The sequence below is a fragment of the Agromyces molybdatiresistens genome (assembly GCF_052748445.2).
The window spans coordinates 2,702,867-2,729,542 of record NZ_CM188258.1; the positions used below are offsets into that span (position 1 = coordinate 2,702,867).

The following is a 26,676-nucleotide window of genomic DNA, read 5'->3' on the forward strand; positions in this document are numbered from 1 at the left end:
ATACTGACCTGACGGAACCCACGCGGGGAGGGAGGCGCGGTGCGCGAACCGGCATGGCGCCGTGACGGCGACGACCCGGACTACCGGTTCACGCTCGCCAACGAGCGCACCTTCCTCGCGTGGATCCGCACCGCGCTCGCGCTGCTCGCGGGCGCGGTGCTGCTCGACCAGTTCGCGACCGCCCTCGAGCCGCGCGTCGCGGTGCTGGTGCTCGCGATCGCCCTGGCGGTGGCCGCCGCGGTGCTGAGCGTCGGCGCGTACACGCGGTGGCGCGCCAACGAGATCGCGATGCGCAGGAACGGCCCGCTCCCGTTCAGCTGGGTGCTGCCGCTGATCTCCGCGATCGGCCTGCTCGCGGCCGCCGTGCTCGCGGTGCTCTTCGTGGTGACGGCATGACGGACGCCGTCGCCCGCGATCCGGGGCTGCAGCCCGAGCGCACCGCGCTCGCGTGGTCGCGCACCTCGTTCGCCGTCGCGATCAACGCACTCCTCGTGCTCCGCGAGGGGCTGATCAGCGGGACGACCTCGCTCGTGGCGGCATCCGTCGTGCTCTTCGCGGGCGCGGCGACGATCCTCGCCGTCGGCTGGCGGCGCCGGCGCGCGCTGGCCGTCGCGGCCGCTCCCCTGCCCCTCCCGCTGCCCATGGCGTGGACCGTGCTCGGCGCCACCCTGCTCGCCTGCGCTGCGGCGACCTGGTCGATCCTCGTGAGCACGCCGTGGTGAACACCGGGCCCGCGAGCGGGTGGGACGAGCCCGGGGAACTCGACGACCGCCCCGTCGTCGGCGCACGGCGTCGCCGGGTGATGCGGATCGCCGTCATCCTCGCGCTCGGTGCGATGGTGCTCCCGCTCGTGCTGTCGGCCTTCGGCGTCGCCCGCTCGGCGGCGGCGAACGCGTGCGCCGCGTACGTCGGCGACCTCAGCCGCCTCGACGACTCGCGCGTGGAGTTCGACCTGTTCGCCGAAGGCGGCCCCGGTTGGCTGTGCGTCGCCGTCGCACCGTCCGGCACCAGCATCGTGATCGGCAACCTGGGCCTGATGCCGGCGTACCCGAGGCCGGCCGGCCCGTCCCGCGACGCCTGAGCCGCCCCGACGAACGGCCGGCGGTCCGCGCCTCAGTCGGCCTGCGCGGCCCCCGCCAGCAACTGCTCGCGCACCTGGCGGCGGATGACCTTGCCGATGAGCGAGCGCGGCAGGTCGTCGACCGCGACGACGCGGCGCGGCACCTTGTACGGCGTCAGCCGGTCGCGGACCGCGGTGCGGATGCCCTCGGCGTCGAGCGTCGCGCCGGGGACCAGCACGACCGCCGCGACGACCTCCTCGCCCGACCGCTCGTCGGGCATGCCCACGACGGCGCAGTCCGCGACGTCCGGGTGCTGGCGGATCGCATCCTCGACCTCGCTCGGCGCGACGTTGAAGCCGCCCGTGATGATGAGCTCCTTGATGCGGTCGACGATCCGGACGAACCCCTCGTCGTCGATGGTGACGATGTCGCCCGTGCGGAACCAGGGCGCGCCGCCGGCGGGGTCGTCCACGAAGACGGCCGCCGTCTCCTCCGGCTTGTGCCAGTACCCGCTGAACACCTGCGGCCCGCGCACGACGAGCTCGCCCCGCTTCCCCGCCGGGACGTCGTTCATCGGCTGGTCGGGGTCGACGACGCGGCACTCGGTGTCGGGCAGCGGCAGGCCGACCGTTCCCGCCTTGCGGGTGGGCGCGACGGGGTTCGCCATGAGCACGGGCGAGCACTCGGAGAGGCCGTAGCCCTCGACGAGGTACCCGCCGGTCTCCGCCTCCCACGGCTCGACGACGGATGCCGACAGCGGCATGGCCCCGGAGATCGCGATGCTGATCCCCTCGAGCGAGACGCCCTGCTCCGCGGCGGCGGCGGTGAGCCGCTCGTAGATCGGCGGCACGGCAGGCAGGAAGGTCGGCGGATGCCGCTTCACGACCTTCAGCACGAGATCGGGGTCGAAGCGGGGGAACAGCACCAGCCGCGAGCCCATGCTCATCGCGAACGTCAGGCACAGGGTCAGGCCGTAGGCATGGAACATCGGCAGCACCGCGTAGACGACCGAGGTGCCGCGCTCGATGTCGGGGACCCAGGCGCGCGCCTGCGCGGCGTTCGCGAGCAGGTTGGCGTGGGTGAGGGTCGCGCCCTTCGGGTTGCCCGTGGTGCCGCTCGTGTACTGGATGAGCGCCACGTCGCCCACCCGCGGCGCGTGGATGTGCGGTGCGATGCGATCGGATGCCACGAGTTCGCGCCACGGCACGGCGCCCTGCACGCTCGTGGTGAGCGCCGCACGCGACTCGCGGGCCTTCGCGATCGGCAGCCGCAATGCGACGCGGGTCGTGAACGGCATGGCCTGCGTGAGGTCGACCGACACGACGTGCCGCATCGCGAGGTCGTCGGGGAAGTCCTGGATGGTGGCGACGACCTTGTCCCACGCGATGACGACGCGCGCCCCGTGGTCCTCGAACTGGTGGCGGAGCTCACGCGGCGTGTAGAGCGGGTTGTGCTCGACGACGATGGCGCCGAGTCGGAGCACCGCGTAGAACGCGACGATGTGCTGCGGGCAGTTCGGCAGCACGATGGCGACGGGATCGCCCGCCTGCACGCCGAGCCGGCGCAGGCCCTCGGCGGCGCGATCGATCTGCTCGCCGAGCTCGGCGTAGCTGGTGACGCGACCGAAGAACTCCAGCGCGGGGCGGTCCGGGTACTGCGCCACGGTGTCGTGGATCAGGTCGATCAGGGAGCCCCCGGGCGCGGGAAGGGAGTTCGGCACGCCGGGCGCGTAGCTCGCGAGCCAGGGCCTGGACGCGGCATCCGCCATCAGGCCGCCCCGTCGAACATGCTCGTGACCGAGCCGTCCTCGAAGACCTCGTGGATGGCACGGGCGAGGAGCGGCGCGATGGGGAGCACGGTGAGACGGTCCCACCGCTTCTCCTCGGGGATCGGCAGCGTGTCGGTGACGACGACGCGATCGATGAAGTCGGACTGGAGGATCTCGGTCGCCGGGTTGGAGAACACGGCGTGGGTGGCCGCGACGACCACCCCGGTCGCCCCGTTGGCCTTGAGCGCCTCGGCCGCCTTCACGATCGTGCGTCCGGTGTCGATCAGGTCGTCGACGAGGAGGCAGACGCGCCCCTCGACCTCGCCGACGATCTCGTGCACCGAGACCTGGTTCGGCACGAGCGGGTCGCGGCGCTTGTGGATGATGGCGAGCGGCGCCCCGAGCTTGTCGGACCAGATGTCGGCGACGCGGACGCGGCCCATGTCGGGCGAGACGACCGTCAGGCTCTCGGGGTCGAGCGAGTTCTTGAACTCCTCGAGAAGCACGGGCATGGCGAACAGGTGGTCGACCGGGCCGTCGAAGAAGCCCTGGATCTGCGCCGCGTGCAGGTCGACGGACATGATGCGGTCGGCGCCGGCGGCCTTGTAGAGGTCGGCGACCAGGCGCGCCGAGATGGGCTCGCGGCCGCGGCCCTTCTTGTCCTGCCGGGCGTACGGGTAGAACGGCGAGACCACCGTGATGCGCTTCGCGGAGGCGCGCTTCAGCGCGTCGACCATGATGAGCTGCTCCATGAGCCACTCGTTGATCGGCGCCGCGTGCGACTGGATGACGAACGCGTCGGAGCCGCGCACGCTCTCGTCGTAACGGGCGTACAGCTCGCCGTTGGCGAAGGTGCGCGCGTCGGTCGGGACGAGCTCGCTGCCGAGCTCGGCGGCGATGTGCTTCGCGAGCTCCGGATGCGCGCGGCCCGACACGAGCACGAGCCGCTTGGATCCGGTGGTCTCGATTCCCGACATGGTTGCAGTCCTTCCCACCGGCCCGGCCGGGATCCTATTCGGCATCGCTCACGTCGGTCTCGCCTGCCTCGCGCGCGGCCTCGGCCGCCTGCGCGGCCGCGGTTCCGACGCGGTGCTGCTGAACCCATCCGTCGATGTTGCGTTGCGGAGCGACGTTGACGCCGAGTGCACCGGCCGGCACGTCCTTGCGGACGACCGTGCCTGCCCCCGTGTACGCCCCGTCCCCAATCGTAACGGGCGCGACGAAGACGCCGTGCGACCCGGTTCGCACGTGCGAGCCGATGGTCGTGCGGTGCTTGCTCACGCCGTCGTAGTTCGCCGTGATCGACCCGGCGCCGACGTTGGAGCCCTCACCGATCTCGGTGTCGCCGATGTAGGAGAGGTGCGGCACCTTGCTGCCCGCGCCGATGTGCGCGTTCTTGGTCTCGACGAACGTGCCGATCTTGCCGTCGGCGCCGAGCACCGTGCCGGGCCGCAGGTAGGCGAACGGGCCGACTGACGCTCCGGCGCCGATCACGGCGAGCGTGGCATCCGTGCGCTTGACCTCGGCGCGCTCGCCGACCTCGCAGTCCACGAGCGTCGTGTCGGGCCCGACGACCGCGCCGGACGCGATCGCGGTCGCGCCCTTGAGCTGGGTGCCGGGCCGGATGGTGACGTCGGGCTCGATGCGCACGGCGAGGTCGATCCACGTCGTCGCCGGGTCCTCGATCGTCACGCCGTTGAGCTGCCACCCGCGCACGATGAGCGCGTTCAGGCGTGCCGCCGTCTCCGACAGCTGCGCGCGGTCGTTGATGCCCGCGACGAGCCACGGCTCCGACACGGGCCGCGCCTTCACCTCGGAGCCGGCCGCGCGGAGCAACGCGATGATGTCGGTGAGGTACTTCTCGCCCTGCGCGTTCTCAGTCGTGAGGTTCGCGAGCTGGTCGCGGAGCGCCGCCGCGCCGAACGCGTACACGCCCGCGTTGATCTCGTCGATCGCGAGCTCGTCGTCGGTGGCGTCCTTCTGCTCCACGATGCGGTCAAAGGCGCCCTCGACGCTGCGGACGATGCGGCCGTACCCGGTCGGGTCGTCGGAGCGGGCCGACAGGACGGATGCCGCGAGCGAATCGGCGCGGTGGCGCTCGAGCATCTCGGCGAGCGTCGAGGCGTTGAGCAGCGGCACGTCGCCGTTCAGCACGAGCACGTCGCCTTCGAAGTCGTCGGGCAGCGCCGCGACGGCCTGCTCGACCGCCCGCCCGGTGCCGGGGATGTCGTCCTGGTCGACGATGATCACCCCGGGCAACTCCGCCTCGACGGCCGCCGCGACGAGATCGCGCTCGTGGCGCACGACCGCGACCACGTGCGCTGCGTCGAGCGCGCGCGCCGTGGCCAGCACGTGCGCGATGATCGGCGCGCCCGCGAGGGGGTGCAGGATCTTCGGCGTCGCCGACTTCATGCGGGTGCCCTGACCCGCTGCCAGCACGATGATCGCGAGGTTGTCGTCCATGCTCCGCCACCAGGATTCGAACCTGGTCCTCACAGCTCCAAAGGCTGTCGTGCTGCCGTTACACCATGGCGGACCGGCCCCGGCGCGGGCTGCGCGGCCCGCGGGCGCCGCCCTCAAGTCTGCCACGCGGCATCCGTCGCCCCGAACGCGCGGGCCCGCGCGGCAGGCCCCCTGCGGCCGGTGGGATACTGGCCGCATGACGACCGGCGAGCAGGACGAGGTGGACCGGATCGTCGACGACTGGGAGCGCGAGCGACCCGACCTCGACTTCGCGCCATTGCAGGTGTTCTCGCGCGTCGGCCGACTCGCGAAGCTGCTCGACCGGGCGCGCAGGCAGGCGTTCGAGCGCTCCGAGCTGGAGTCGTGGGAGTTCGACGTGCTCTCCGCGCTGCGGCGGGCGGGCACGCCGTTCCGCCTGCCGCCGAAGGCCCTGCTCGCGCAGACGCTCGTCTCGAGCGGCACGATGACCAACCGCATCGACCGGCTCGTCGCGCGGGGGCTCGTGACACGTCAGACCGACCCGCACGACGGCCGCGGCATCCTCGTCGAGATGACGCCCGCAGGCCTCACGCGCGTGGATGCGGCGATCACGCGACTGGTCGACTCCGAGTCGGAACTGCTCGCCGGCCTCCCGCCCGCCGAGCAGCGCCGGCTCGCGGCGCTGCTCCGGAAGCTCTCACTCGGCTTCGCCTGAGCGGCGAGCGGATGCCGCGGTCTGCGAGGCCCGCCCGGCGCGACGCCGTCGCGCAGCGCGCCGCCGCGGCATCCGCTCGCCCTGCTAGCGCCGGAGCACCCGCCGCGCCAGCCAGTTGCCGACGTACTGCACGACCTGCACGAACACGACGATGAGCAGCACCGCGGCCCAGGTGACCACCGGCTCGAACTGCCGGAACCCGTACAGCTGCGCGAAGTAGCCGAGGCCGCCGCCGCCGATGAGCCCGGCCATCGCCGACATGTCGATGACCGCGATGACGATGAACGTGTAGCCGAGGATCAGCGGACCGAGCGCCTCGGGCACGACGATGGTGGCGAGGATCCGCCAGGGCCCTGCGCCCATCGACCGCGCCGCCTCGATCACGCCGGGTCGCACGGTGAGCAGGTTCTGCTCGACGATGCGCCCGATCGCGAAGGCCGCTGCGAGCGAGAGCGCGAAGATCGCGGCGTCCGTCCCGATGCCGACGCCGATCACCGCGCGCGTGAGCGGCTGCACCGCGGCGATGAAGATGATGAACGGGATGGGGCGGAAGAAGTTGATGACGACGTTGAGCCCGTTGTTCACGACGGCGTTCGGCAGGAGGCCGCCGCGGCGGGTCGCGTAGAGGCCGAGTCCGAGCAGGAACCCGCCGGCGCCGCCGAACAGCATCGTGAGCGCGACCATGTACAGGGTCTCGCCCGCCGCGGCCCAGAACTCGGGGCCGAGCTCGAGGAGCCGGTCCATCAGCGCACCTCCGTGACGTCGGCGTGCCGGGCGACCGCGACGAGCGCGCGGTCGATCGCGGCGTCGTCGCCGCGCACGGCGAGCGTGAGGTGGCCGAACGCGCGACCGCGGATGTCGGTGATGCCGCCGTAGACGAGCTCGAACTCGAGCCCGGCCTCGGCGAGGTCGAGGAACACGCGCGCCTGCGACGCGTCGCCGTCGCGGAACGAGCACGTCACGATCCGGCCCTCGTGCCGTTCGCGGAGCACCGCGAGCTCGGCGGGCGACGGGACGCCCTTGACGACCGTGCCGACGAACTTCTGCGACGACGGATGCCGCGGGGCGGAGAACACGTCGAAGACGTCGCCGTGCTCGATGACCCCGCCCCGGTCCATCACGGCGACCTTCGTCGCGATCGACTGGATGACGTCCATCTCGTGCGTGATGACGATGATCGTGACGCCCTGCTCCCGATTGACGCGCCGGAGGAGCGCGAGCACCTCCTGCGTCGTCTCGGGGTCGAGCGCGCTCGTGGCCTCGTCGGCGAGGAGGATGCGCGGACGGGTCGCGAGCGCACGGGCGATGCCGACGCGCTGCTTCTGCCCGCCCGAGAGCTGGTCGGGGTGCGCGCCGGCCTTGTCCGTGAGCCCGACGAACGCGAGCAGTTCGTCGACGCGCGCGCGGATGTCGGCCTTCGCCCAGCCGGCGACCTTCAGCGGGTACGCGACGTTGCCGCGCACGGTCTTCGCGTCGAAGAGCTCGAACTGCTGGAAGATCATGCCGATCCCGAGGCGGATGCCGCGGAGCTCGCGTTCGCGGAGGCCCGTGATCTCGCGGCCGTCGATGCGGATCGAGCCGCTCGTGGCGGGCTCGAGCGCATTGATGAGCCGCACGAGGGTCGACTTGCCCGCGCCGGAGTAGCCGATGATGCCGTAGACGTCGCCGGCCTCGATCTCGAGGGAGACGTCGTCGACGGCGGTGACGGCCTCGGCGCCGCGCCCGGCGGGCGGGTAGGACTTGGTGACGTGCTCGAGGGTGACGAGCGCCATGGGATACCTCCTCGACGCACGCGAGCGGGTGGCGGCGCCCGATCGGGGCGCGCCACCCGCGCGTGCGGCGGATGCGTCGTGGTGTCGGCTTTCGGCCCGAGCCGATCAGCCCTGGGCGCGGGTGTCGTCCTCGACGGTCGCGAGCGAGTCGGCGAGCTCGTCGACCGGGGTGGTGAGCGCCACCGCGGTGTCGCCCGAGGCCTCGAGCAGGCCGGCCTGCACCTCGGGGTCGGTCTGGAAGATCTCGACGAGCTTCAGGTAGGTCTTGTTCCCGGCGTCGTCGGCGCGTGCGGCGAAGACGTTGACGTACGGCAGCGCGTTCGGGTCGCTGGGGTCGTCCTGCGCGATCGCGTCGGCGAAGGTGAGGCCGGCGTCCTGCACGAAGTCGTTGTTGATGATCGCCGCCGCGACGTCGGGCAGGCTCGTCGGGGTGAGCGAGGCCTCGAGCGGGGTGACCTCCACCTTCGAGTTCGCCTCGTCGATGTCGTCGACGGTCGAGAAGATCGAACCGCCGCCATCGAGCTCGATCAGCCCCGCCGACTGGAGGACGAGGAGGGCGCGGGCGAGGTTCGAGGGGTCGTCGGGAACGGCGACGGTCTCGCCGGCGGGGATGTCCTCGACCGAGTCGTACTCGAGCGAGTAGAGGCCGAGCGGGTAGATCGCGGTCGCGCCGATCGGAGTGAGGTCGGCGTCGGACGACACGTTGTAGTCGGCCAGGTAGACGATGTGCTGGAACTGGTTGAGGTCGAGCTCGCCCTCGGTGAGCGCCGGGTTGGGCTGGGTGTAGTCGGCGAAGTCGACGAGCTCGATGTCGATGCCGGCCTCCGCGGCGGCCTCCTCGAACGCGGGCCACTGCGGGTCGGACTTGCCGACCACGCCGATGCGGACGACGTCGTCCTCGGCGGCACCCGCGGCCGAGCAGGCGGCGAGGCCGATGACGAGCGGTGCTGCGGCGAGCGCGGCGATGAGCTTGACGGTGGTGCTGGGCATGGCGGAGTTCCTTTTCACGAGTCGGCGCGCGCGATCGGATGCTGGTGGCGGTGGTGCCTCGGACACGACGAACCCCACCGCTGGTGGCGGTGGGGCGTCGTTGCCGCGTTCGCGGGCGCATCTCCACGGTAGGCGAAGGATCTGCGCCTGAATGACCACCGGGTCATCATGCGTCACAGATCCTGCGATGTCAGCGCTCGAGTTGCTCGGATACTTCGAGCCAGCGCGTCTCGAGCTCGGCCACGGAGTCGTCGAGGGATCGCAGCTCGTCGCCGAGGGTGCCGAGGCCGACGTAGTCGGACTGGTCGTGCCGCGCGAGCTTCTCGTGCTGCTCGGCGATCTGCGACTGGAGCTTCTCGAGGCGCCGGTCGATCGAGGAGATCTCCTTCTCGGCCGCGCGTCGGTCGGCGCCCGCGAGGGCGGGCGTGGCCGTCCCCGCACCCGAGCCGCCCGGGGCCGGTGTCGCGGCGGTCCGCGCCGGCTCCGCGGCATCCGTCGCCTGCTGCTGCCGCCGCAGCTCGAGGTACTGGTCGACGCCCCGCGGCAGGTCGCGCAGGTGCCCGTCGAGGATCGCGACCTGCCGGTCGGTCACCCGCTCGACGAGGTAGCGGTCGTGGCTCACGACGAGCAGCGTGCCGGGCCACGCATCCAGGAGGTCCTCGATCGCGGCGAGCATGTCGGTGTCGAGGTCGTTCGTGGGCTCGTCGAGGATCAGCACGTTCGGCTCCTGCAGCAGGATGAGCAGGAGCTGCAGCCGCCGCCTCTGCCCGCCCGAGAGGTCCTTCACCGGCGTGGCGAGCTGCTGGCTGGTGAAGCCGAGCCGCTCGAGCAGCTGCCCCGGCGTGAGCTCGACGGCCTTCGAGCCGGAGCCGACGACGTACGCCGTCTTCTGCGCCGCGACCACCGCGCTCACGCGCTCGTCGGCCCACTCCGCGAGCTCGGCGAGCTCCTGGCTCAGCACCGCGATCTTCACGGTCTTGCCGCGCTTGACGCGGCCCGTCGTCGGCTGCACCTCGCCCGTCACGAGCTTCAGCAGCGTCGACTTGCCGGCGCCGTTGACGCCGAGGATGCCGGTCCGCTCCCCCGGCGCGATGCGCCACTCGAGCTCGTGCAGCACCGTCTTCATCGGCCGACCGTCGGGAGCGGCCGACCGCGTCTCGAGACCCGCGGGCGCGCCGTCCCGCACCGGGTACTCGACGGTGACGTCGAGCAGGTCGACGACGTCCTTGCCGAGCCGCGAGACGGCGAGACGGTTCAGCTCGACCGGGTTCCTGACGGGCGGCTCGTTCTCGATGAGCTGGTTCGCGGCCTCGATGCGGAACTTCGGCTTCGACGTGCGGGCGGGTGCCCCGCGCCGGAGCCAGGCGAGCTCCTTGCGCATGAGGTTCTGGCGCTTGGCCTCGGATGCCGCGGCCATGCGGTCGCGTTCGACCCGCTGCAGCACGTAGGCGGCGTACCCGCCCTCGAAGGGCTCGACGATCCGGTCGTGCACCTCCCAGGTGGCGGTGCACACCTCGTCGAGGAACCACCGGTCGTGCGTGACCACGACCACCGCGCCGTCGCTCGCGGCCCAGCGACCCTTCACGTGGCGGGCGAGCCACGCGATGCCCTCGACGTCGAGGTGGTTCGTCGGCTCGTCGAGGAACAGCACGTCCCAGTCGCCGACGAGGAGCGCCGCGAGCCCGACGCGGCGGCGCTGGCCGCCCGACAGGTCGCCCACGCGTCCGCGCCACGGCACGTCGCCGAGGAGGCCCGCGATGACGTCGCGCACCTTCGCGTCGCCCGCCCAGACGTGCTCCTCGATGCCGCCGACCACGGCCTCCGCGACCGTGAGATCTGCGTCGATCGTGTCGGCCTGGTCGAGCATGCCGATCCGCACGCCGCGCCGCACGGTCACGCGCCCGGCGTCGGGCTCGAGCCGTCCGGCGAGCAGCTTCAGCAGCGTCGACTTGCCGTCGCCGTTGCGCCCCACGATGCCGATGCGGTCACCCTCGTCGATGCCGAGGGTGACCTCGTCGAAGACGATGCGCGTGGGGAACTCGAGGTGCAGGCGCTCGGCGCCGAGGAGGTGTGCCATGTCGCGCTCAACCCTACTTCGCCCCGTGCGGCGCGGGCCGGCCGCGCCCGGCGCCGTGGCCGAGTCCCGTGTCGGCCCGCGTCAGAAGGGCAGCACGCGGGCGCCGTGCACGGGACCGTGCACGTGCAACGCCGTCAGTCCGCCGGCGGAGAGCACCACCTGGAGCTCGAGCGCGCTGTCGGCGTCGTCGACGAGGAACGCGACCGTCGGACCGGAGCCCGAGACGAGCCCGGCCAGCGCGCCGTTCTGCTCGCCGAGGTCGAGCACGGCCGCGAGACCTGCCGCGAGGCCGACGGCGGCGGCCTGCAGGTCGTTGTGCAGGGCGACGGCGAGCTGCCGCGGGTCGCCCGCGCGCAGCGCATGCAGGATCGCTGCGTCGACCGTGGGCGAGTCGAGCGCGCTCCGCGCTCCGTGGTGCCCGTCGCGCCACTCGGGGTCGACGCCGGCGTCGCGTCGCCGGTCGAGCTCGCCGTACACCGCCGGCGTCGAGAGCCCGAAGTCGGCGATCGCGAGCACCCAGTGGAACGAGCCCGTGGCGAGCGCGGGGCTCAGCCGGTCGCCGCGACCGGTGCCGATCGCCGTGCCGCCGGTGAGCGCGAACGGCACGTCGGCGCCGAGCGACGCGGCGAGCGCGTGCAGCTCCTCCTTCGGCAGGGCCGTGCCCCAGAGCGCATCGCACGCGACGAGCGTGCCCGCGGCATCCGCCGACCCACCGCCCATGCCGCCGGCGATCGGGACGTGCTTGTCGATCTCGAGCCGCACGCCGCCTGGCACGCCCGCGTGGCGGGCGAGCAGCTTCGCGGCGCGGATCGCGAGGTTCGAGGCATCCGCCGGCAGGTCCGACGTGTCGACCGAGCCGCCGAAGGAGACCGAGAACTCGTCGTCGGGCCAGGCGCGGATGTCCTCGTAGAGCGACACCGCCTGGTAGGCGGTCGCGACGTCGTGGTACCCGTCGTCGTCGAGTGCGCCCACCCGCATGAAGAGGTTGATCTTCCCGGGGGCTCGGACGTGCACTGCCGCGTCGGTCGCCGGGAACACCATGGCACCACGCTAGCCGACGCGGGAGAGCCAGTCGCGCATGGCCCGCTTCACCTCGGCGACGCGCGAGCCGTCGGGCATCCGGCCCCAGGTGAGCGAGATCGACGACCTCCCCTCGCCGCGCGGGCTCGACCCGGCGAGCAGGAACTCGCCGCCGTCGAGCGGGAACCGCGCGGTCGGGTTCCGAGCCGACGTGTTCCGCGCGAGCGGTTGCGCGTCGAGCTCGACGGCCACGACGTCGACGAGCGCGTGCAGCGCGGCCACCGCGTCGAGCGCCACGGTGCGCGACACGCTCGCCTCGAAGGAGCCGTCCTGTCGCTGGCCGGGCGAGCGGATGCCGCGCGACTGCTCGTACGCCACCGTCAGGTGCTGCGACCACCACGGGTCCACGCCCTGCTCGCCGGCGAGCCAGGCGGCCGTCGCGGCGTGCGTCCACTCGCCCGCGCCGGCTTCGTCGAGCAGGTCGAACCACTCGGTCCGCTCGCGGCCCGTCGCCTCGCGGACCGAGGCGTCGCCGACCGCGTCACGACTCGAACCGACGTCACCCTCGTCCATGCCGACACCGTACCGCCGGGTCGACGCCCGGCGCGAGGGGCGCCAGCCGGCGATCGTCCGGGTCAGGCGCCGGATGCCGCGGCGCGCGCGATCCGCAGGAAGTCGTCGACGATGAGCTGCTCACCGCGCGCCTGTGGGTCGACACCCGCGCGCTGGAGCACCGCGCTCGCCGCGGCGGCGGAGCCGCCGAGCACGCCTGAGAGCGACTGGCGGAGCATCTTCCGACGCTGCTGGAAGGCGGCGTCGACGATCGCGAACACCGCCCTCCGCTCCTCCTCGGTGCCCGGCGGGTCGCCGGGCGCGGCGGCGCGTTCGAAGCCGACGAGCACCGAGTCGACGTTCGGGACCGGCCAGAACACCATGCGCGACACGTGCCCCGCGGTGCGCCAGTCGCCGTACCACGCGGCCTTGACGCTCGGCGCGCCGTAGACCTTCGAACCGGGATCGGCGGCGAGGCGGTGCCCGACCTCGGCCTGCACCATGACGATCCCCGACGTGAGCGACGGGAAGTGCTCGAGCAGGTGCAGCAGCACCGGCACCGAGACGTTGTACGGCAGGTTCGCGACGAGCCGGGTGGGCTCTCCGGGCAGCTCGGCCACGCGCAGCGCGTCCGCTCGGACGACGGTGAGCGACGTGCCGGGCTGCATGACGGAGACGGTGTGCGGCAGCTGCGCGGCGAGCCGCTGGTCGATCTCGACCGCGATGACGTCGGCGCCCGCCTCGAGGAGGCCGAGGGTCAGCGACCCCAGCCCCGGCCCGATCTCGAGCACGGTCTCGCCGCGCTGCACGCCCGCGGTCTGCACGATGCGGCGGACGGTGTTGGCGTCGTGGACGAAGTTCTGCCCGAGTTTCTTGGTCGGCGTCACGTCGAGCAGCTCGGCGAGGTCGCGGATCTCGGCAGGGCCGAGCAGACGCGGCCTGACGGCGCCGCCGCCGTCGGCCTCGTGCCGATGCGCGTTCACGCGCTGCTCCCCCGCACGCTCCCGATGCTGCGGCAGGCGGCGCCCCCCGTGCACGCGGCGCGCCGCGTCACGGCGAACCCGCCGCGAGGCCGTCGGCCCATGAGCCGTACGCGCGCTCGGTGTTCGCGGCGACCTGTGCGCACAGCTCGTCGAGGTCGGCGGCGAGCAGGTCGGCCATGAAGCGCATGGTGTGCGGCACGAGGTACGGCGCGTTCGGCCGACCGCGGAGCGGCACGGGCGTGAGGTACGGCGCGTCGGTCTCGACCAGGATCCGGTCCCGCGGCACGACCCGCAGCGCCTCGCGCAGGGTCTCGGCGTTCTTGAACGTGACGTTTCCCGCGAACGAGCAGTACCAGCCGGCGTCGCCGGCGAGCCGCGCGAGGTCCTCACCGCCGGAGAAGCAGTGGAAGATCGTCGTCTCGGGCGCACCGACGCGGCGCAGCGTCGCCACGACGTCGTCGTGCGCGTCGCGGTCGTGGATCTGCAGGGCGATGCCGTGGCGCTTCGCGATGTCGATGTGCGCCTCGAACGACCGGAACTGCGCCTCGCGGCCGTCCTCGCCCGTTCGGTAGAAGTCGAGCCCGGTCTCGCCGACGGCCCGCACGCGCGGCTGCGCCGCGAGCTCGTCGATCACGGCGAGTGCCGCGTCGAGCTCACCACGCCCGTCGAGCTCGGGCGCCTCGTTCGGGTGCAGCGCCACGGCGGCCAGCAGGCGCGGCTCGCGCGCGGCGATCTCGGCCGACCAGCGGCTCGTCGCGACATCCGTGCCGACCTGCACCGCACCGGCCACGCCGACGGACGCTGCACGCTCGAGGTGCTCGTGGGCCGTGAGCGGCAGCGCCCCGTCGGCGATCTCGAGGTGCGTGTGGTTGTCGTAGACGGGGACGCGGAGCGGCTCGGGCGACGGCGGGTACTCGGCGGCACGCCCACCGTCGGAGCGGGTGCGCAGGTGGTCGGCCCCAGCCGTCACTCGGTCGCCTCCACGCGCGGGAACAGCGGCTCGAGCGCGGCGGTCTGCGTCCCGACGCTCCACTGGTGGGCGCGGTCGATGGGCTGCTCCTGGACGGTGCCGGGCGCGCCGAGCGCGGTCCAGAGCTTCTCGGTGGCCTTCGGCAGCACCGGCGAGAGCAGCACGGCGAGCGTGCCGACGCCGTGGTAGGCGGTCTCGAGCACGGCCTCGAGGCGCGCGCGCTTCGTCTCGTCCTTCGCGAGGACCCACGGCTCCTGTTCGGTGATGTAGCCGTTCAGGGCGTCGACGAGCTTCCACGTGGCGGCGATCGCCTCGTGGATCTGGAGGCGGTCGATCGCCTGCCACGCGGCATCCGTCGCCTCGGCCTCGATGCGCCGGATCGCGTCGTCGGCCTCGGTCCGGGCCGCGTCGGTGCCCGTGGGCACGGTGCCGCCGCAGTACCGGCCGATCATCGCGATGACGCGCGAGGCGAGGTTGCCGAAGCCGTTCGCGAGCTCGGCCTGGTAGCGCGCCGCGAGGTCCTCCCACGAGAACGATCCGTCCTGGCCGAACGAGATCGCCGAGAGGAAGTAGTAGCGGAACGCGTCGGACCCGAACGTGTCGGTGATCTGCGACGGCGCGATGCCCGTGAGCTTCGACTTCGACATCTTCTCGCCGCCGACGAGCAGCCAGCCGTGGCCGAACACGCCCGCGGGCACCTCGAGGCCGGCGGCCATGAGCATCGCGGGCCAGATCACGGCGTGGAAGCGCAGGATGTCCTTGCCGACGAGGTGCTGCGCCGGCCAGCGGCTGCCGAACTGCTCGTCGTCCTCGCCGTAGCCGACCGCCGTGATGTAGTTGAGGAGCGCGTCGAACCAGACGTAGACGACGTGCGTCTCGTCCCACGGGACCTTCACGCCCCAGTCGAACGTCGACCGCGAGATCGACAGGTCGTCGAGCCCGCGGCGCACGAAGCTCACGACCTCGTTGCGCGCCGACTCGGGCTGCACGAAGTCCGGGCGCTCCTCGTAGAGGGCGAGGAGCCGGTCGGCGAACGCCGACATGCGGAAGAAGTAGTTCTTCTCGTGCAGCAGCTCGACCGGCTTGGAGTGGATGGCGCAGACGAGCTGCCCCTCGTACTCCCCCGTGCCGTCGACCAGCTCGGACTGCTGCTTGTACTCCTCGCAGCCGACGCAGTAGTAGCCCTCGTACTCGCCGGTGTAGATGTGGCCCTCGTCGTAGAGCTTCTGCAGGAACCGCTGCACGTTGCGCTCGTGGCGCTCGTCGGTCGTGCGGATGAAGTCGTCGTTCGCGACGTCGACGGTGTCGAGGAGCGGCTTCCACGCCTCGGCGACGAGCTTGTCGGCCCACTCCTGCGGGCTCACGCCGTTCGCGGTCGCGGTGCGGAGGATCTTCTGGCCGTGCTCGTCGGTGCCGGTGAGCATCCACGTGTCGCGCCCCGCCTGGCGGTTCCACCGCGCGAGCACGTCGGCGGCCACCTCCGTGTACGCGTGCCCGATGTGGGGCACGTCGTTGACGTAGAAGATGGGGGTCGTGATGTAGAACGAGGAGGCGTCGGCCATGCCGACAATCCTACGGGCGCGCGGGCGCCCGCTACGCCGGGGCGAATGGCGCCGCCGGCCGCCGCCGGCCGGCCCCGCCGCGCGTCGGCGAGGCCCGGGCGGCGGGGCTCAGGCGGCGTCCGTGCCGCTGTCCGTCGCGACGGGGTCGAGCCTCGCATGGGCGTCCGCGCGCCGCTGCCGCGCCCGACCGTCGGCGATCACGGGCGGGACCTGCTCCTCCACCTGCATGCGCTCGTGGGGGGTCGCCACACCGATCGTGAGGTCCTGCTCGCGCAGCCGCCCGGCGGGCCGGATCTTCTGCCCCGGGTAGTCGACCATCTTCATGCCGATCACGATCTTCCCCGCCGAGTCGCGGTGATCCAGCTGACGATAGGCGTCGGCGATGTCGGCGAGCGGGAACACGTCGGCGATCGGCAGCCGCACCTGGCGGTCGGCGGCGAGCTGCGCGATGCGGCTGAGCGCGATGGTGTCGCCGGCCCAGAGCTTCACGGCGTCGTGGTCCTCGACGGCGCCCCAGTCGGTCGTGGTGAACACGCGCGACGCCGGGAGGCCGAGCTCGGCGGCCTCCGCGACCTGCCCGCCCAGGAAGTCGAGGAACGCCGTGACAGGGCGATCGGTGATCTTCCGGACTCGCTCGGCGAGGTCCGGGCCGTACGCGAGCGGCTCGATGCCGAACTGCCGCACGAAGTCGAACCGCGACTCGGCGGTCGTGCCGATCACCGCGGCGCCGCGCGCTCTCGCGAGCTGCGCGGCGAGGCACCCGATGCCCCCGGCGGCCGCGGTCACGACGACGAGGTCGCGCGGGCCGAGATTCAGACCGTCGACCGCGCCGAGGGCGGTCGTCCCCGCGACGTACAGCGAGCCCGCGACCTCCCATGACAGGGAGACCGGCTTCGGGATGAGCTGCGACTCGGGCACCGCCACGTGGGTGGACTGCGCGCCGCGCGCGACGTACCCCATCACCTCGTCGCCCCGGCGGAACCGCGTCACGCCCTCGCCGACCGCGTCGACGACGCCGGCGAGGTCCCGCCCCTGGCCGGAGGGGAACTCGACCGGCCATCGATCCTGGTGGTCTCCGCTGCGCACGGCCGTCTCGACGGGCGAGATCCCGCTCGCGAAGACCTCGACGAGCACTTCGCCGGGACCGGGTCGCGGGGTCTCGACGTCGACGACCTCCAGGACCTCGGGCCCGCCGAACCGCCCGAACCTGACTGCCTTGCCCATGGTTCCCACCCCCCGTGGTGTGACCGATGCCTTTAGCGTGCGCCCGGTGGGTGTGAGCCGCATGGGAACGACCTGTGACTTCGATGCATGCGAATGCATCGAAGTCCTGTCGGGCGCATCTGCCGCTCAGCGACCGGAGCGGGCTGCGAGCGCCGCCTCGTAGAGGTCGCGCTTGCCGAGCCCGGTCTCGCCGGCGACGAGCGCCGCGGCGTCCTTCAACCGGGTGCCGGATGCCGCGAGCGCGACGACCCGCGAGACGGCCTCGTCGGCATCGGCGACGGGCGCCTCGGCCGCCCCGCCGACCACGACGCAGATCTCGCCGCGGACGCCGCCCTCGGCCCACGCCGACAGCTCGTCGAGCGGCCCACGGCGGACCTCCTCGTGCAGCTTCGTGAGCTCGCGGCACACCGCAGCGGGCCGGTCGCGGCCGAACGCCTCGGCGAGCGCAGCGAGGCTCGCCGCCAGGCGCGACGGCGCCTCGAAGAAGACGAGCGTGCGACGGTCGCCCGCGAGTTCGGCGAGACGCCGCGCGCGCTCCCCCGCCTTGCGCGGCAGGAAGCCCTCGAACGCGAACCGGTCGGTCGGCAGCCCCGACACGGCGAGCGCGGTGACGACGGCGCTCGGCCCGGGGATGGCGGTGACGTCGACGCCCGCGGCGACGGCGGCCTGCACGAGCGGGAAGCCGGGGTCCGACACCGTCGGCATGCCGGCGTCGCTCAGCACGAGCAGGTCGCCGTCGCGCGCGAGCTCGACGAGGTCGCCCGCGCGGGCGCGCTCGTTGTGCTCGTGCAGGGCGATGAGACGTGGCCGGTTCGCGATCCCGAGAGCCGCGAGCAGGCGCTGCGTCACGCGCGTGTCCTCCGAGGCCACGAGGTCGGCGTCCTCGAGCGCCTGCCGGAGCCGCGTCGACGCGTCGCCGAGGTTGCCGATGGGCGTCGCCGCGAGGATGATCACCGGTCCAGTCTGACGCACGGGCGCCGCGGGGCGCGCGGTTACAGTGGAGCGCATGGGTCTCCACGGGGTCGACGCGGGCGCGCGCGACGGGCACGGGGAGCCCCCGCCCGATGAGGACGCGGGCGGCCCCGACGACGCGTCGCGGAGGGCCTCGGGCGAGCCCGCGGCATCCGTCGCCCCGTCGGCCGCGCCCCGTCAGGCCGTCGGCACGCGCCTCGACGCGTGGTGGGCGCACCTGCTGCGCACGCCGCGCCGCCGCGCGCTGTGGATGTGGGGGGGCCCGATCGCGGTCACGCTGCTCGCCGCCGTGCTGCGCTTCTGGAACCTCGGGCACCCGCAGGCGGTCGTCTTCGACGAGACGTACTACGTGAAGGACGCGTGGACGCTCCTCGCGAACGGCTACGAGTCGGCGTGGCCGGAGGGCGCGAACGAGGACTTCGCGCGCGGCGACACCGAGGTGTTCTCCGACGACCCGGCGTACGTCGTCCATCCGCCGCTCGGCAAGTGGATGATCGGGCTCGGCATGGCGCTCTTCGGCGCCGACAGCGCGTTCTGGTGGCGCGCGTCGACGGCGCTCGCGGGCACCGTCGCGGTCTTCGTCATGGCGATGGTCGGGCGGCGGCTCTTCCGTTCGACGCTCGTCGCCGTGATCGCGGGGTTCCTGCTCGCGATCGACGGCAACGCGATCGTGATGAGCCGCGTCGCACTCCTCGACAACTGGGTCATGCTGTTCTGCCTGATCGGGTTCTGGTTCGTCCTGCTCGACCGGGCGGCGACCGAGTCGCGGCTGCGCGAGCGGATCGCCGCGCTCCGCGCGGACGGCGGCGACCCGCACTGGGGGCCGGTGATCTGGGCGCGGCCCTGGGTGGTCGCCGCGGGGGTCGCCTTCGGCGCCGCGACCGCGGTGAAGTGGTCGGGGCTGTACTTCATCGCCGCGTTCGGCCTCTATCTCGTGCTCGTCGACGCGATGGCGCGCCGCCGGGCTGGCCTCGGCTTCTGGGTCGAGGGCACGCTGCTCAAGCAGGCGCCCGCGACCTTCCTCCTCCTCGTGCCCGTCGCCGGCCTCGTCTACCTCGCCTCGTGGACCGGGTGGCTCGTCACCGACGGCGGGTACTACCGCGGCTGGGCCGGCGAGCCGGGCAACGCGGCGACCGGGTTCTGGTCGTGGGTGCCGCACTCGCTGCAGAGCCTGTGGCACTACCACCAGGCCGCCTACGGCTACCACGTGGGCGTCGCGTCGCCCCATCCGTGGCAGGCGAACCCGCTGACCTGGCCGATCGCCTGGCGCCCGACGAACATGTACTTCGCGTCGACGACCGACGGCTCGGGAGGATGCGGCCAGGCCGAGTGCTGGTCCTCGATCATGGGCATCCCGAACCCCATCATCTGGTGGGCGGCGACGCTCGCGGCCGTCTACCTCGTCTACCGGTTCGCCCACTACCGCGAGTGGACGTCGGGCGCGATCCTCGTCGGCATCGCCGCCGGGTACCTCCCGTGGCTCATCTACCTGAACCGCACGGTGTTCCAGTTCTACACGATCGCCTACGAGCCGTACCTGCTGCTCGCGCTCGCCGCGGTCATCGGGCTCGTGCTCGGCCGGCCGGACGATCCGCGGTGGCGGCGCCAGCAGGGAATCGGGACGGTCGCGGTGTTCCTCGGGGTCGCGCTCGCCGTGTCGCTCTTCTTCCTGCCGCTCTGGACGGCGATGCCCGTGACGCCCGACTTCCGGCAGTTGCACTTCTGGTTGCCGGGGTGGGGATGAGCGACCGGGGCGACGGCGACGGACTGGGCGCGCCCCACGACGGCACGCCGGTCGCGGCCGGCCGTCGATGGCGGGAGCGGACGCCGGGCCTCGTCGTCGCCGCGGCGGCCGCCGCGTTCGCGTGGCTCGTCCACCTCGCGGTCCCGGCCGTGCCGCTCCTCACGGTCGCCGTCGCGGCGGGCATCGTCGCAGGCCAGGTTCCGGCGCTGCGGCCGGCGCTCGACGGTGCACTCCGACCCGGCCTCGCCCTCTCGGCGCGGACGCTGCTCCGCATCGGCATCGTGCTGCTCGGCCTGAAGCTCAGCCTCGCCGACATCGCCGGACTCGGCTGGATCACGATCGCCACGACCGTCGCCGTCGTCGGCCTCACCTTCTTCGGCACGATCGCGCTCGGCCGCGTGATGCGCCTGCCCGGGCACGAGCCGCTCCTCGTCGCCAGCGGGTTCGCGATCTGCGGCGCGTCGGCGATCGGCGCGATGGCCGCCACCGTGCGGGCGCGCGACGGCGAGCAGGCGCGCCCGGTGGCGCTCGTGACGCTGTGCGGCACGCTCGCCATCGCTGTGCTGCCCGCCCTCTGGCACCCGCTCGGCCTGTCGGCGACGCAGTTCGGGCACTGGGTCGGCGCCGGCGTGCACGACGTCGGTCAGGTCGTCGCGACCGCCCAGATCGCTGGCGCGTCGGCGCTCGCCGTGGCGGTCGTCGTCAAGCTCACCCGCGTCCTGCTGCTCGCGCCCATGGTCGCGATCGCCGCGGGCGTCGAGCGGCGACGGTCGACGGATGCCGCGGGCCCGCGACCCGCGATCGTTCCGCTGTTCATCGTGGGCTTCCTCATCGCGGTGCTCGTCCGCACCTTCGTGCCCGTGCCCGGGGCCGTGCTCGAGGCGGCCGATCTCGTGCAGACGACGCTCCTCGCGATGGCGCTCTTCGCGCTCGGCGCGTCGATCCGCGTCGCGACCCTGCTGCACACCGGATGGCGCGCGCTCGTCACGGGGCTGGCGTCGTGGGTGCTCGTCGCGGCGCTCGCCTACGGGGCGGTGCTGCTCGGCTGAGGCGCGGCCGGCGGCCGGTCAGCTCGGCTCGACGCCGCCCGCCGCCGGTCAGCTGCGATCGGTGCCGGCGTCCGCATCCGCGCGGGCCGCGGCATCCGCCCGGCCATCGTCGCCGCGCACCCGGATCGCGACCTTGCCGCGAACCGAGCCCGACGCCAGTCGCGCGAACGCCTCGGGCGCCCGGTCGAGCGGGAACACCTCGTCGACGACGGGCCGCACGCGACCCGCCTCGGCGTGCGCGCGCAGTTCGTCGAGGTCGTCGCCGCTCCGCCGGGCCGCGAGCGGCTTCAGGCGTCGTCGCGTGAACGGCGACCGGAACACCGCGGCGGCCATGCGCGGCAGCGGTCCGAGCGTGCGCGAGCCGGTGCCGGCCGACAGGACGAGCGTGCCCCGCGGCGCGAGGATGCGCGTCAGCGCGCCGATCGACTGCGCGGCGACGAGGTCGATCACGACATCGTAGGTCGCGCCGTCGGCCGTCACGTCCTCGGTCCGATGGTCGATGACGCGGCTCGCTCCCGCGGCGCGCACGTGGTCGGCCTTCGCCGCGCTCGCGACACCCGTGACCGTCGCGCCGAGCGCGACCGCGAGCTGCACGGCGTAGGTTCCGACGCCGCCCGACGCGCCGATCACGAGCACGCGATCACCCCGCCCGACGCCCGCGAGCCGGAGCGCCTGGAGCGCAGTCGTCCCCGAGACCGGCATGACGGCGGCGTGCACGTCGTCGAGGTTCGCGGGCGCGCGCCGCACGAACCGCGCGTCGACGACGACGGTCTCGGCGAAGCCGGCCTCGGACTCGGCGAACACCCGGTCGCCGACCGCGAGGGCCGTGACGCCGTCGCCGATCGCGGTGACGACGCCCGCGACATCCCGCCCGACGATCGGCTGCCTGGGCCGCTTCCGGCCGAACGCCGCGCGGACCAGCAACGGCTCGCCGCGCATGATCCACACGTCGCCCGCGTGCACGCCCGCAGCATGCACCTCGATCGCGACCCGGCCCGGGCCGGGTGCGCCCGGCTCGGGCAGGTCGGCGACGGCGAGGACCTCGGGCCCGCCGTACCCGTTCTGGATGACCGCGCGCATCACGCCTCCTGGTACTCGGGCACGGGCGTGACGACGACGGTGCCGGTCTTGTGGCCGGTGTCGACGATGCGGTGCGCCTCGGCGACGGCGCCGAGCGGCAGCACCCGGTCGACGACCGGCGTGAACGCGCCCGACACGGCGAGCGCGGCGAGCTCCTCGAGGTCGGGTCGCTTCGCCTCGGCGGAGCGGAGCCCGGTGAACATGATGACGGCGCGGCGCCGGCCGAGCCGTGACGTCAGCTGCTGGAGCATGATCGCCCAGCTCGGCACGGTGGTCAGGTAGCGGCCGTGCGCGGTGAGCACCCGCCGGGCCCGGCGGAAGCTCGACTTCCCGGCTGCGTCGAACACGACGTCGAACGGGGCGCCGGGCGCCCCGGCGCTGAACGCGTCGTCTCGCGTGCGGTCGATGACGCGAGCGGCACCGAGGGATGCCGCGAGCTCGACGTGCGCCGGACCGCAGACCGCCGTGACCTCGGCGCCGGACTGCACGGCGAGCTGCACCGCGGCAGACCCGACGGCACCCGAGGCGCCGTTGACGAGCACGCGCATGCCCGGCCGCACGCGCCCGCCCTCGCGGAGGAACGGCAGTGCCGTCATCGCCCCGTCGCAGATCGCGACGGCCGACTCGACCGACAGGCCGTCGGGCAGCGGGACGATCGCCCCGCGCTCCGCCACGACGACCGCCTCGGCGTGGGCGCCGCCGTCGGCGCCCGTCGCCCCGAACACGCGGTCGCCGACGGCGAAGCGGGTCACGCCCTCGCCGATCGCGTCGACGACGCCGGCGAAGTCCGACCCGAGCACCGCGTTGCGCGGGCGACGCAACCCGAAGGCGAGCCTGGCGAACCAGGGCGAACCCGACCGCCCCGCGGCATCCGCTGCCCCGACCGACGCCGCGTGGACGACCACGCGCACCTCGCCCGGGCCCGGCTCCGGCCGCGCTCGTTCCTCGACCCCGACGACCTCGGGGGCACCGTACCGGTGATAGGCGGCGATCCTCATGATGCCGACACCTCCTCATGGGGGTACTGGAACACGTCGTCGAGCGGGACCCCGAACACTCGAGCGATCTGGAAGGCCATCTCGAGCGAGGGCGAGTAGCGGCCCTGCTCGATGGCGATGACGGTCTGGCGAGTGACGCCGAGCCGCTCCGCGAGCTCGGCCTGCGTCATCTCGCCGTGCCGGAAACGGAGGGTCCGGATGTCGTTCGTGACCCGGGTCGGCTTCACCATTCGGGCAGCCCTCGACGGTACATCCCGAGCTTCGCGAGGCTCGCGAGCACCGCGGAGAGCACGAAGCCGAGGTAGATCGCGTTCGCGATCCAGAACCAGTGCACCTGGAGCATCGCCAGCACGAGCGCGCCGATGGCCGCGATCACGACGAGCGAGTTGCCGACCTGTTCGCCGGCGCGGTCGATCTGCTTGTCGCGGACGTCGGCGCGGCGGCTCTCGCTCGGCGTGACGATCTCGATGGCGATGCGCGCGACGATGCCGAGCACGATCGCGCCGCCGATGGTCCACAGCATCGGGATCGCGTAGTCGGCCTGCTCGACGGGCGTACCCGCGGCGAGCTGCCCGAGCACGAGCCACAGGTACACCCCGTAGGTCACGATCGCGACCACGAGGAACGACCACGTGCCCTTCTCTTCGTACGACATCCGGGGGTCCTCCGATGTGAAGAATGTTTGACATGCTCAGTGTCAACCATTCTGGACATCGTGTCAAGCATTCTTTACACACCGGATGGCGCGGGGTGCGCCGCTCGGCACCCTTCGTGCGCGGGCGGGCTAGTGGCCGCCGCCGTCGACGAGCTTCAGGCCCACGACGCAGCCCACGAGCCCGGCGATCAGCGCGAGGCGGGCCCACGAGACATCCGTCTCACCCGTGACCATCGCCCAGATCACCGTGAGCGCCGCACCGATGCCGACCCACACCGCGTACGCCGTGCCGACGGGGATGCCGCGCATCGCCCAGGCGAGCCCGCCCATGCTCAGGAGGAGCGCGACGCCGAACACGACCGACGGCCAGAGCTTCGCGAAGCCCTCGGACTTCCCGAGGGCGGTGGCCCACACGGCCTCGAGCACACCGGAGAGGATGAGGACGATCCACGACATGACGGCACTCCTTCGGCCAGTCTTGTCGCGTTCCGGGTACTGGGTTCCCTCGTCCGGGGCCGCCTCACGCGACCTCCCCTGAGGCTAGCAAGCCGGCCTGATCACGCCCTGTGCAGGTGAGCGGATGCCGCACACCCGGTCTACAGGAGATCCGACGATGCGCAGGCCGCGATTCGCGAATCAGTCCTGCAGATCGCGGCATTTCCTGCAGGCCGTGGGGCCAGCGCATACCGCCGCACGCGAATGCCGCGGGCCGGCGGAATGCCGCGACGAGCGCGGCTCAGCGGCCGGCGAGGCCGGTCGGCGACCCGGCGTCCGCCGCGATCGCGCGGTCGGCGGCGAACAGCGCGGGCGCCGGCCGCGAGCCGTCGGCGAGGTCCGCGAGGATCCGGCCGACCACGGGCGTGAACTTGAAGCCGTGCCCCGAGAAGCCCGCACCCACGACGATCGGTCCGACGCGGTCGAGCACGAAGTGCTCGTCGGGCGTCGTCGTGTACGTGCAGCTGATCGGCGTCACGGCGTCGGCGTCGACGCCCGGCAGCCAGTCGCGCGCGTAGCGCTGCAGGTCGGCGAGCTGGTCGGCGACCGGCAGGAAGTCGCGCGCATCCGGATCGACGACGGGCCCGACACCGTGCCATCCGGCCTTCACGCCCTCGCCGGGCGTCAGCATCCCGTACACCGGCGAGCGCCAGTAGCCGTAGCCGTCCGCCTCCGCACCCGGGAAGTGGTTGTAGCTCGGCCACGCGACCGACTCGTCGCGCACGGCGAAGTGCGCCGGCTGCTCCTGCGTCACGACGAGCCGCGGCAGCCGAGCAGGCCGATGAACGTCGTGGTCCAGGCGCCGAGCGTCACGACCGCCGTGCGCGCCTCGAACACCTCATCGGCTCCTGCGTCCGTGACGGATGCCACGCGCACTCGATCGTCGCCGACGACCTCGATCCGCGTGGCCCGCGTGAGGTGCCGCACGTCGGCGCCGTCGGCGGCCGCCGTCGCGTGCAGCGCCGAGATCGTGGCATCCGCGTCGACCCGCCCCGCCCGCTCGTTGAACAGCACGCGAGTGTCGAAGCGGATGCCGGGCCAGCGGCGCCCGGCCTCCTCGACGGGCAGGAACTCGGCGGGGATTCCGGCGGCGGCGAGTGCCGCGTGCACGGCGTCGAACTGCCGAGCCGGGCCATGGTTCGCGACGCCCACGAGCTCGAGCAGCGACGTGCCGGATTCGGCTTCGAGCTCGCGCCACAGCGGCAGCGCCTCGACGAGCATCCGCACGTACGTCGGGTCGGCATAGGCGACGTTGAAGTTGCGCGACGCGCCGTGCGAGGCGCCGTTGCGGTGGCCGGGCTCGTACCGTTCGAGCAGGGTGACGTCGCGGCCGCGCCGCGCGAGCTGCCACGCGGTCGCGGCGCCCATCGCGCCGCCGCCGACGACGACCGTCTCCACCCGGGTGACGGCGCTCATCGGGCGCCCTCCGCGGGCATGGAGACGACCTCGCGGAAGTGCTCGACCACCGGGAACGGCGCGTAGAACCCGTGCAGCAGCTCCCGCCATCGTTGGTACTCGGGCGAGCCACGGAAGCCCGGGTCGTGGTCCTCGAGCCGCTCCCAGTGCACGAGCAGCAGGTACTCGTGGGCCGTCTCGAGCGAACGCGACAGCGTGAGGTCGACGAAGCCGGGCATCGAGGCGATGATCGCCTTCGCATCGGCGAAGGCGACCTCGAACTCGGCCTCGCGGCCGGGGACGACGGGCAGGACGGCGTGCTCGAGGATCACCCGCCCCACGGTACCCGCCGCCGATCCGCGGTGCGCCGCGCGCCGACCGGGCCCGCTTCACAGGAGATTCCGCGGTCTGCACGGCCAGATCGACGATTTCCTCCTGCGGATCGCCGATCTACCTGTGAACCGCATCAGCAGCATCACCCGGCCGGCGCGCGGTTGGCAGGCGGTCGCGGGGGAATGGCAGTCGCGCCGGGCGCGACGGACCGCCCGCGACGCGACGATGGTCGCATGGACTCCGACGACACCGCCGCCCTCATCGTGATCGACGTGCAGCAGGGCTTCGACGACCCCGACTACTGGGGCGAGCGCGACAACCCCGGGGCCGAGGCGAACATCGGTCGCCTCGTCGAGGCATGGGCGGATGCCTCGCGGCCGATCGTGCTCGTCCGCCACGACTCGCGCGAGCCCGGCTCCCCGCTCGCCGCCGGCACCCCGGGGAATGCGCTGAAGCCCGTCGTCGCCGACGCCCCGCATGACCTGTTCGTCACGAAGCACGTCAACTCCGCGTTCTACGGCGAGCCCGACCTGCACGCGTGGCTCGGCGAGCGCGGCATCCGTCGGCTCGTGATCTGCGGCATCCAGACCAACCAGTGCGTCGAGACCACCGCCCGCATGGCGGGCAACCTCGGCTACGACGTGGTCCTGCCGATCGACGCCACGCACACCTTCGCGATGAGCGGCCCCGGCGGCATCCGCCTCACCGCAGAGGAACTCGCACGAGCGACGGCCGTCAACCTCGACGGCGGCGGCTTCGCCCGGGTCGTCTCGACCGACGACGTGCTCGGCGCGTAGGAGAGCGCGGCCGCGGCATCCG

At 73.0% G+C, this 26,676-nt stretch carries 29 protein-coding genes, 1 tRNA gene and 1 riboswitch; of the genes, 7 read left to right on the forward strand and 23 right to left on the reverse strand.

Going from position 1 to position 26,676, the window contains the following annotated elements:
- Positions 1-39: 39 nt before the first annotated feature.
- The 3 genes from ACULK2_RS12405 to ACULK2_RS12415 are packed head-to-tail and all read left to right on the forward strand — an operon-like array spanning position 40 to position 1,081.
- Entirely contained in the window at positions 40-396 is a 357-nt protein-coding gene (locus ACULK2_RS12405) for a YidH family protein (RefSeq protein WP_445967535.1), read from the forward strand.
- Positions 393-722: a DUF202 domain-containing protein gene (locus tag ACULK2_RS12410; RefSeq protein ID WP_445967536.1), complete on the forward strand. Its 330-nt coding sequence runs from the start codon at positions 393-395 to the stop codon at positions 720-722. Before ACULK2_RS12405 ends, ACULK2_RS12410 begins: the two co-directional genes overlap by 4 nt.
- Positions 719-1,081, forward strand: coding sequence for a hypothetical protein (locus tag ACULK2_RS12415; protein WP_445967537.1), 363 nt, complete (start codon positions 719-721; stop codon positions 1,079-1,081). Before ACULK2_RS12410 ends, ACULK2_RS12415 begins: the two co-directional genes overlap by 4 nt.
- Positions 1,082-1,113: 32 nt before the next feature.
- Here ACULK2_RS12415 and ACULK2_RS12420 read toward each other — a convergent pair whose 3' ends face one another.
- The 4 genes from ACULK2_RS12420 to ACULK2_RS12435 form a co-directional block, all read right to left on the reverse strand.
- Positions 1,114-2,829 carry a long-chain-fatty-acid--CoA ligase gene (locus ACULK2_RS12420; protein ID WP_445967538.1) on the reverse strand — a complete coding sequence of 572 codons (1,716 nt, stop codon included), beginning with the start codon at positions 2,827-2,829 and terminating at the stop codon, positions 1,114-1,116.
- On the reverse strand, positions 2,829-3,806 hold the full coding sequence (locus ACULK2_RS12425) for a ribose-phosphate diphosphokinase (RefSeq protein WP_445967539.1): 978 nt from the start codon (positions 3,804-3,806) through the stop codon (positions 2,829-2,831). Before ACULK2_RS12425 ends, ACULK2_RS12420 begins: the two co-directional genes overlap by 1 nt.
- 34 nt (positions 3,807-3,840) lie before the next feature.
- Positions 3,841-5,292 (reverse strand): bifunctional UDP-N-acetylglucosamine diphosphorylase/glucosamine-1-phosphate N-acetyltransferase GlmU, encoded by a 1,452-nt coding sequence (glmU, locus tag ACULK2_RS12430; RefSeq protein WP_445967606.1) that lies wholly within the window; start codon positions 5,290-5,292, stop codon positions 3,841-3,843.
- A 1-nt stretch (position 5,293) separates the two neighbouring features.
- Positions 5,294-5,365 (reverse strand) — tRNA-Gln (locus ACULK2_RS12435).
- Positions 5,366-5,488: 123 nt separating this feature from the next.
- Between ACULK2_RS12435 and ACULK2_RS12440 the strand changes: the two genes are divergently transcribed.
- Positions 5,489-5,986 (forward strand): MarR family winged helix-turn-helix transcriptional regulator, encoded by a 498-nt coding sequence (locus ACULK2_RS12440; protein WP_445967540.1) that lies wholly within the window; start codon positions 5,489-5,491, stop codon positions 5,984-5,986.
- Positions 5,987-6,070: 84 nt separating this feature from the next.
- On the opposite strand, the gene ACULK2_RS12445 is transcribed toward ACULK2_RS12440, so the two are convergent.
- From ACULK2_RS12445 to rsmI, 11 genes are all read right to left on the reverse strand, one after another.
- Positions 6,071-6,730 carry a methionine ABC transporter permease gene (locus tag ACULK2_RS12445; protein ID WP_445967541.1) on the reverse strand — a complete coding sequence of 220 codons (660 nt, stop codon included), beginning with the start codon at positions 6,728-6,730 and terminating at the stop codon, positions 6,071-6,073.
- Entirely contained in the window at positions 6,730-7,758 is a 1,029-nt protein-coding gene (locus tag ACULK2_RS12450) for a methionine ABC transporter ATP-binding protein (RefSeq protein ID WP_445967542.1), read from the reverse strand. Before ACULK2_RS12450 ends, ACULK2_RS12445 begins: the two co-directional genes overlap by 1 nt.
- Before the next feature lie 105 nt (positions 7,759-7,863).
- Entirely contained in the window at positions 7,864-8,748 is an 885-nt protein-coding gene (locus tag ACULK2_RS12455) for a MetQ/NlpA family ABC transporter substrate-binding protein (RefSeq protein ID WP_445967543.1), read from the reverse strand.
- Between the two features lie 190 nt (positions 8,749-8,938).
- A complete protein-coding gene (locus tag ACULK2_RS12460; RefSeq protein ID WP_445967544.1) occupies positions 8,939-10,825 on the reverse strand; it encodes an ABC-F family ATP-binding cassette domain-containing protein in 1,887 nt (628 codons plus the stop codon).
- 81 nt (positions 10,826-10,906) lie between these two features.
- Positions 10,907-11,866, reverse strand: coding sequence for a 4-(cytidine 5'-diphospho)-2-C-methyl-D-erythritol kinase (locus ACULK2_RS12465; protein WP_445967545.1), 960 nt, complete (start codon positions 11,864-11,866; stop codon positions 10,907-10,909).
- Between the two features lie 9 nt (positions 11,867-11,875).
- Positions 11,876-12,418 (reverse strand): hypothetical protein, encoded by a 543-nt coding sequence (locus tag ACULK2_RS12470; protein ID WP_445967546.1) that lies wholly within the window; start codon positions 12,416-12,418, stop codon positions 11,876-11,878.
- Positions 12,419-12,480: 62 nt separating this feature from the next.
- Complete coding sequence (rsmA, locus tag ACULK2_RS12475; protein WP_445967547.1) at positions 12,481-13,380, reverse strand: 16S rRNA (adenine(1518)-N(6)/adenine(1519)-N(6))-dimethyltransferase RsmA; 900 nt, start codon at positions 13,378-13,380, stop codon at positions 12,481-12,483.
- A 67-nt stretch (positions 13,381-13,447) separates the two neighbouring features.
- Entirely contained in the window at positions 13,448-14,350 is a 903-nt protein-coding gene (locus tag ACULK2_RS12480) for a TatD family hydrolase (RefSeq protein WP_445967548.1), read from the reverse strand.
- Positions 14,347-15,912, reverse strand: a complete 1,566-nt coding sequence (gene metG / locus ACULK2_RS12485; protein WP_445967549.1) for a methionine--tRNA ligase — start codon at positions 15,910-15,912, stop codon at positions 14,347-14,349. Before metG ends, ACULK2_RS12480 begins: the two co-directional genes overlap by 4 nt.
- A 108-nt stretch (positions 15,913-16,020) precedes the next feature.
- Positions 16,021-17,136: an NADP-dependent oxidoreductase gene (locus ACULK2_RS12490; RefSeq protein WP_445967550.1), complete on the reverse strand. Its 1,116-nt coding sequence runs from the start codon at positions 17,134-17,136 to the stop codon at positions 16,021-16,023.
- A 126-nt stretch (positions 17,137-17,262) separates the two neighbouring features.
- Positions 17,263-18,090, reverse strand: coding sequence for a 16S rRNA (cytidine(1402)-2'-O)-methyltransferase (rsmI, locus tag ACULK2_RS12495; protein WP_445967551.1), 828 nt, complete (start codon positions 18,088-18,090; stop codon positions 17,263-17,265).
- Between the two features lie 52 nt (positions 18,091-18,142).
- Between rsmI and ACULK2_RS12500 the strand changes: the two genes are divergently transcribed.
- Together ACULK2_RS12500 and ACULK2_RS12505 are read left to right on the forward strand one after the other, a co-directional pair.
- Positions 18,143-19,852: a dolichyl-phosphate-mannose--protein mannosyltransferase gene (locus tag ACULK2_RS12500; RefSeq protein ID WP_445967552.1), complete on the forward strand. Its 1,710-nt coding sequence runs from the start codon at positions 18,143-18,145 to the stop codon at positions 19,850-19,852.
- Positions 19,849-20,901 (forward strand): YeiH family protein, encoded by a 1,053-nt coding sequence (locus ACULK2_RS12505; protein WP_445967553.1) that lies wholly within the window; start codon positions 19,849-19,851, stop codon positions 20,899-20,901. Before ACULK2_RS12500 ends, ACULK2_RS12505 begins: the two co-directional genes overlap by 4 nt.
- 48 nt (positions 20,902-20,949) lie before the next feature.
- Here ACULK2_RS12505 and ACULK2_RS12510 read toward each other — a convergent pair whose 3' ends face one another.
- The 8 genes from ACULK2_RS12510 to ACULK2_RS12545 all read right to left on the reverse strand — a co-directional run bounded on the left by ACULK2_RS12510 (position 20,950) and on the right by ACULK2_RS12545 (position 25,856).
- On the reverse strand, positions 20,950-21,981 hold the full coding sequence (locus ACULK2_RS12510) for an NAD(P)-dependent alcohol dehydrogenase (RefSeq protein WP_445967554.1): 1,032 nt from the start codon (positions 21,979-21,981) through the stop codon (positions 20,950-20,952).
- Positions 21,981-22,979 carry an NAD(P)-dependent alcohol dehydrogenase gene (locus ACULK2_RS12515; RefSeq protein WP_445967555.1) on the reverse strand — a complete coding sequence of 333 codons (999 nt, stop codon included), beginning with the start codon at positions 22,977-22,979 and terminating at the stop codon, positions 21,981-21,983. The genes ACULK2_RS12510 and ACULK2_RS12515 overlap by 1 nt, the downstream gene beginning before the upstream one ends.
- Positions 22,976-23,308 (reverse strand): helix-turn-helix transcriptional regulator, encoded by a 333-nt coding sequence (locus tag ACULK2_RS12520; RefSeq protein ID WP_445967607.1) that lies wholly within the window; start codon positions 23,306-23,308, stop codon positions 22,976-22,978. The genes ACULK2_RS12515 and ACULK2_RS12520 overlap by 4 nt, the downstream gene beginning before the upstream one ends.
- Positions 23,203-23,634 carry a hypothetical protein gene (locus ACULK2_RS12525; protein WP_445967556.1) on the reverse strand — a complete coding sequence of 144 codons (432 nt, stop codon included), beginning with the start codon at positions 23,632-23,634 and terminating at the stop codon, positions 23,203-23,205. The genes ACULK2_RS12520 and ACULK2_RS12525 overlap by 106 nt, the downstream gene beginning before the upstream one ends.
- A gap of 129 nt (positions 23,635-23,763) precedes the next feature.
- Entirely contained in the window at positions 23,764-24,090 is a 327-nt protein-coding gene (locus ACULK2_RS12530; protein ID WP_445967557.1) for a DMT family transporter, read from the reverse strand.
- An 11-nt stretch (positions 24,091-24,101) separates the two neighbouring features.
- Positions 24,102-24,168: riboswitch (guanidine-III (ykkC-III) riboswitch) on the reverse strand.
- 202 nt (positions 24,169-24,370) lie between these two features.
- Positions 24,371-24,883 carry an FAD-dependent oxidoreductase gene (locus ACULK2_RS12535; RefSeq protein ID WP_445967558.1) on the reverse strand — a complete coding sequence of 171 codons (513 nt, stop codon included), beginning with the start codon at positions 24,881-24,883 and terminating at the stop codon, positions 24,371-24,373.
- Entirely contained in the window at positions 24,880-25,545 is a 666-nt protein-coding gene (locus ACULK2_RS12540; RefSeq protein WP_445967559.1) for an FAD-dependent oxidoreductase, read from the reverse strand. The genes ACULK2_RS12535 and ACULK2_RS12540 overlap by 4 nt, the downstream gene beginning before the upstream one ends.
- Entirely contained in the window at positions 25,542-25,856 is a 315-nt protein-coding gene (locus tag ACULK2_RS12545) for an antibiotic biosynthesis monooxygenase family protein (protein WP_445967560.1), read from the reverse strand. The genes ACULK2_RS12540 and ACULK2_RS12545 overlap by 4 nt, the downstream gene beginning before the upstream one ends.
- Before the next feature lie 234 nt (positions 25,857-26,090).
- Here ACULK2_RS12545 and ACULK2_RS12550 point away from each other — a divergent pair, with 234 nt between their 5' ends.
- The gene (locus ACULK2_RS12550; RefSeq protein ID WP_445967561.1) at positions 26,091-26,654 is read left to right on the forward strand and encodes a cysteine hydrolase family protein; all 564 of its coding nucleotides are present in this window, start codon (positions 26,091-26,093) and stop codon (positions 26,652-26,654) included.
- The last annotated feature ends 22 nt before the right edge of the window (positions 26,655-26,676 follow it).

What these genes read in the sequence shown, in the direction of transcription:
- ACULK2_RS12460 (WP_445967544.1), bottom strand. Translation starts at nt 10,825, where the DNA reads ATGGCACACCTCCTCGGCGCCGAGCGCCTGCACCTCGAGTTCCCCACG.
- ACULK2_RS12530 (WP_445967557.1), bottom strand. Translation starts at nt 24,090, where the DNA reads ATGTCGTGGATCGTCCTCATCCTCTCCGGTGTGCTCGAGGCCGTGTGG.
- ACULK2_RS12540 (WP_445967559.1), bottom strand. Translation starts at nt 25,545, where the DNA reads ATGAGCGCCGTCACCCGGGTGGAGACGGTCGTCGTCGGCGGCGGCGCG.
- ACULK2_RS12470 (WP_445967546.1), bottom strand. Translation starts at nt 12,418, where the DNA reads ATGGACGAGGGTGACGTCGGTTCGAGTCGTGACGCGGTCGGCGACGCC.
- ACULK2_RS12445 (WP_445967541.1), bottom strand. Translation starts at nt 6,730, where the DNA reads ATGGACCGGCTCCTCGAGCTCGGCCCCGAGTTCTGGGCCGCGGCGGGC.
- ACULK2_RS12550 (WP_445967561.1), top strand. Translation starts at nt 26,091, where the DNA reads ATGGACTCCGACGACACCGCCGCCCTCATCGTGATCGACGTGCAGCAG.
- ACULK2_RS12510 (WP_445967554.1), bottom strand. Translation starts at nt 21,981, where the DNA reads ATGCGCGCGGTCATCCAGAACGGGTACGGCGGGCCCGAGGTCCTCGCC.
- ACULK2_RS12425 (WP_445967539.1), bottom strand. Translation starts at nt 3,806, where the DNA reads ATGTCGGGAATCGAGACCACCGGATCCAAGCGGCTCGTGCTCGTGTCG.
- ACULK2_RS12465 (WP_445967545.1), bottom strand. Translation starts at nt 11,866, where the DNA reads ATGGTGTTCCCGGCGACCGACGCGGCAGTGCACGTCCGAGCCCCCGGG.
- ACULK2_RS12440 (WP_445967540.1), top strand. Translation starts at nt 5,489, where the DNA reads ATGACGACCGGCGAGCAGGACGAGGTGGACCGGATCGTCGACGACTGG.
- ACULK2_RS12420 (WP_445967538.1), bottom strand. Translation starts at nt 2,829, where the DNA reads ATGGCGGATGCCGCGTCCAGGCCCTGGCTCGCGAGCTACGCGCCCGGC.
- ACULK2_RS12515 (WP_445967555.1), bottom strand. Translation starts at nt 22,979, where the DNA reads ATGAGGATCGCCGCCTATCACCGGTACGGTGCCCCCGAGGTCGTCGGG.
- glmU (WP_445967606.1), bottom strand. Translation starts at nt 5,292, where the DNA reads ATGGACGACAACCTCGCGATCATCGTGCTGGCAGCGGGTCAGGGCACC.
- ACULK2_RS12450 (WP_445967542.1), bottom strand. Translation starts at nt 7,758, where the DNA reads ATGGCGCTCGTCACCCTCGAGCACGTCACCAAGTCCTACCCGCCCGCC.
- ACULK2_RS12505 (WP_445967553.1), top strand. Translation starts at nt 19,849, where the DNA reads ATGAGCGACCGGGGCGACGGCGACGGACTGGGCGCGCCCCACGACGGC.
- ACULK2_RS12500 (WP_445967552.1), top strand. Translation starts at nt 18,143, where the DNA reads ATGGGTCTCCACGGGGTCGACGCGGGCGCGCGCGACGGGCACGGGGAG.
- ACULK2_RS12490 (WP_445967550.1), bottom strand. Translation starts at nt 17,136, where the DNA reads ATGGGCAAGGCAGTCAGGTTCGGGCGGTTCGGCGGGCCCGAGGTCCTG.
- ACULK2_RS12525 (WP_445967556.1), bottom strand. Translation starts at nt 23,634, where the DNA reads ATGTCGTACGAAGAGAAGGGCACGTGGTCGTTCCTCGTGGTCGCGATC.
- metG (WP_445967549.1), bottom strand. Translation starts at nt 15,912, where the DNA reads ATGGCCGACGCCTCCTCGTTCTACATCACGACCCCCATCTTCTACGTC.
- ACULK2_RS12455 (WP_445967543.1), bottom strand. Translation starts at nt 8,748, where the DNA reads ATGCCCAGCACCACCGTCAAGCTCATCGCCGCGCTCGCCGCAGCACCG.
- ACULK2_RS12410 (WP_445967536.1), top strand. Translation starts at nt 393, where the DNA reads ATGACGGACGCCGTCGCCCGCGATCCGGGGCTGCAGCCCGAGCGCACC.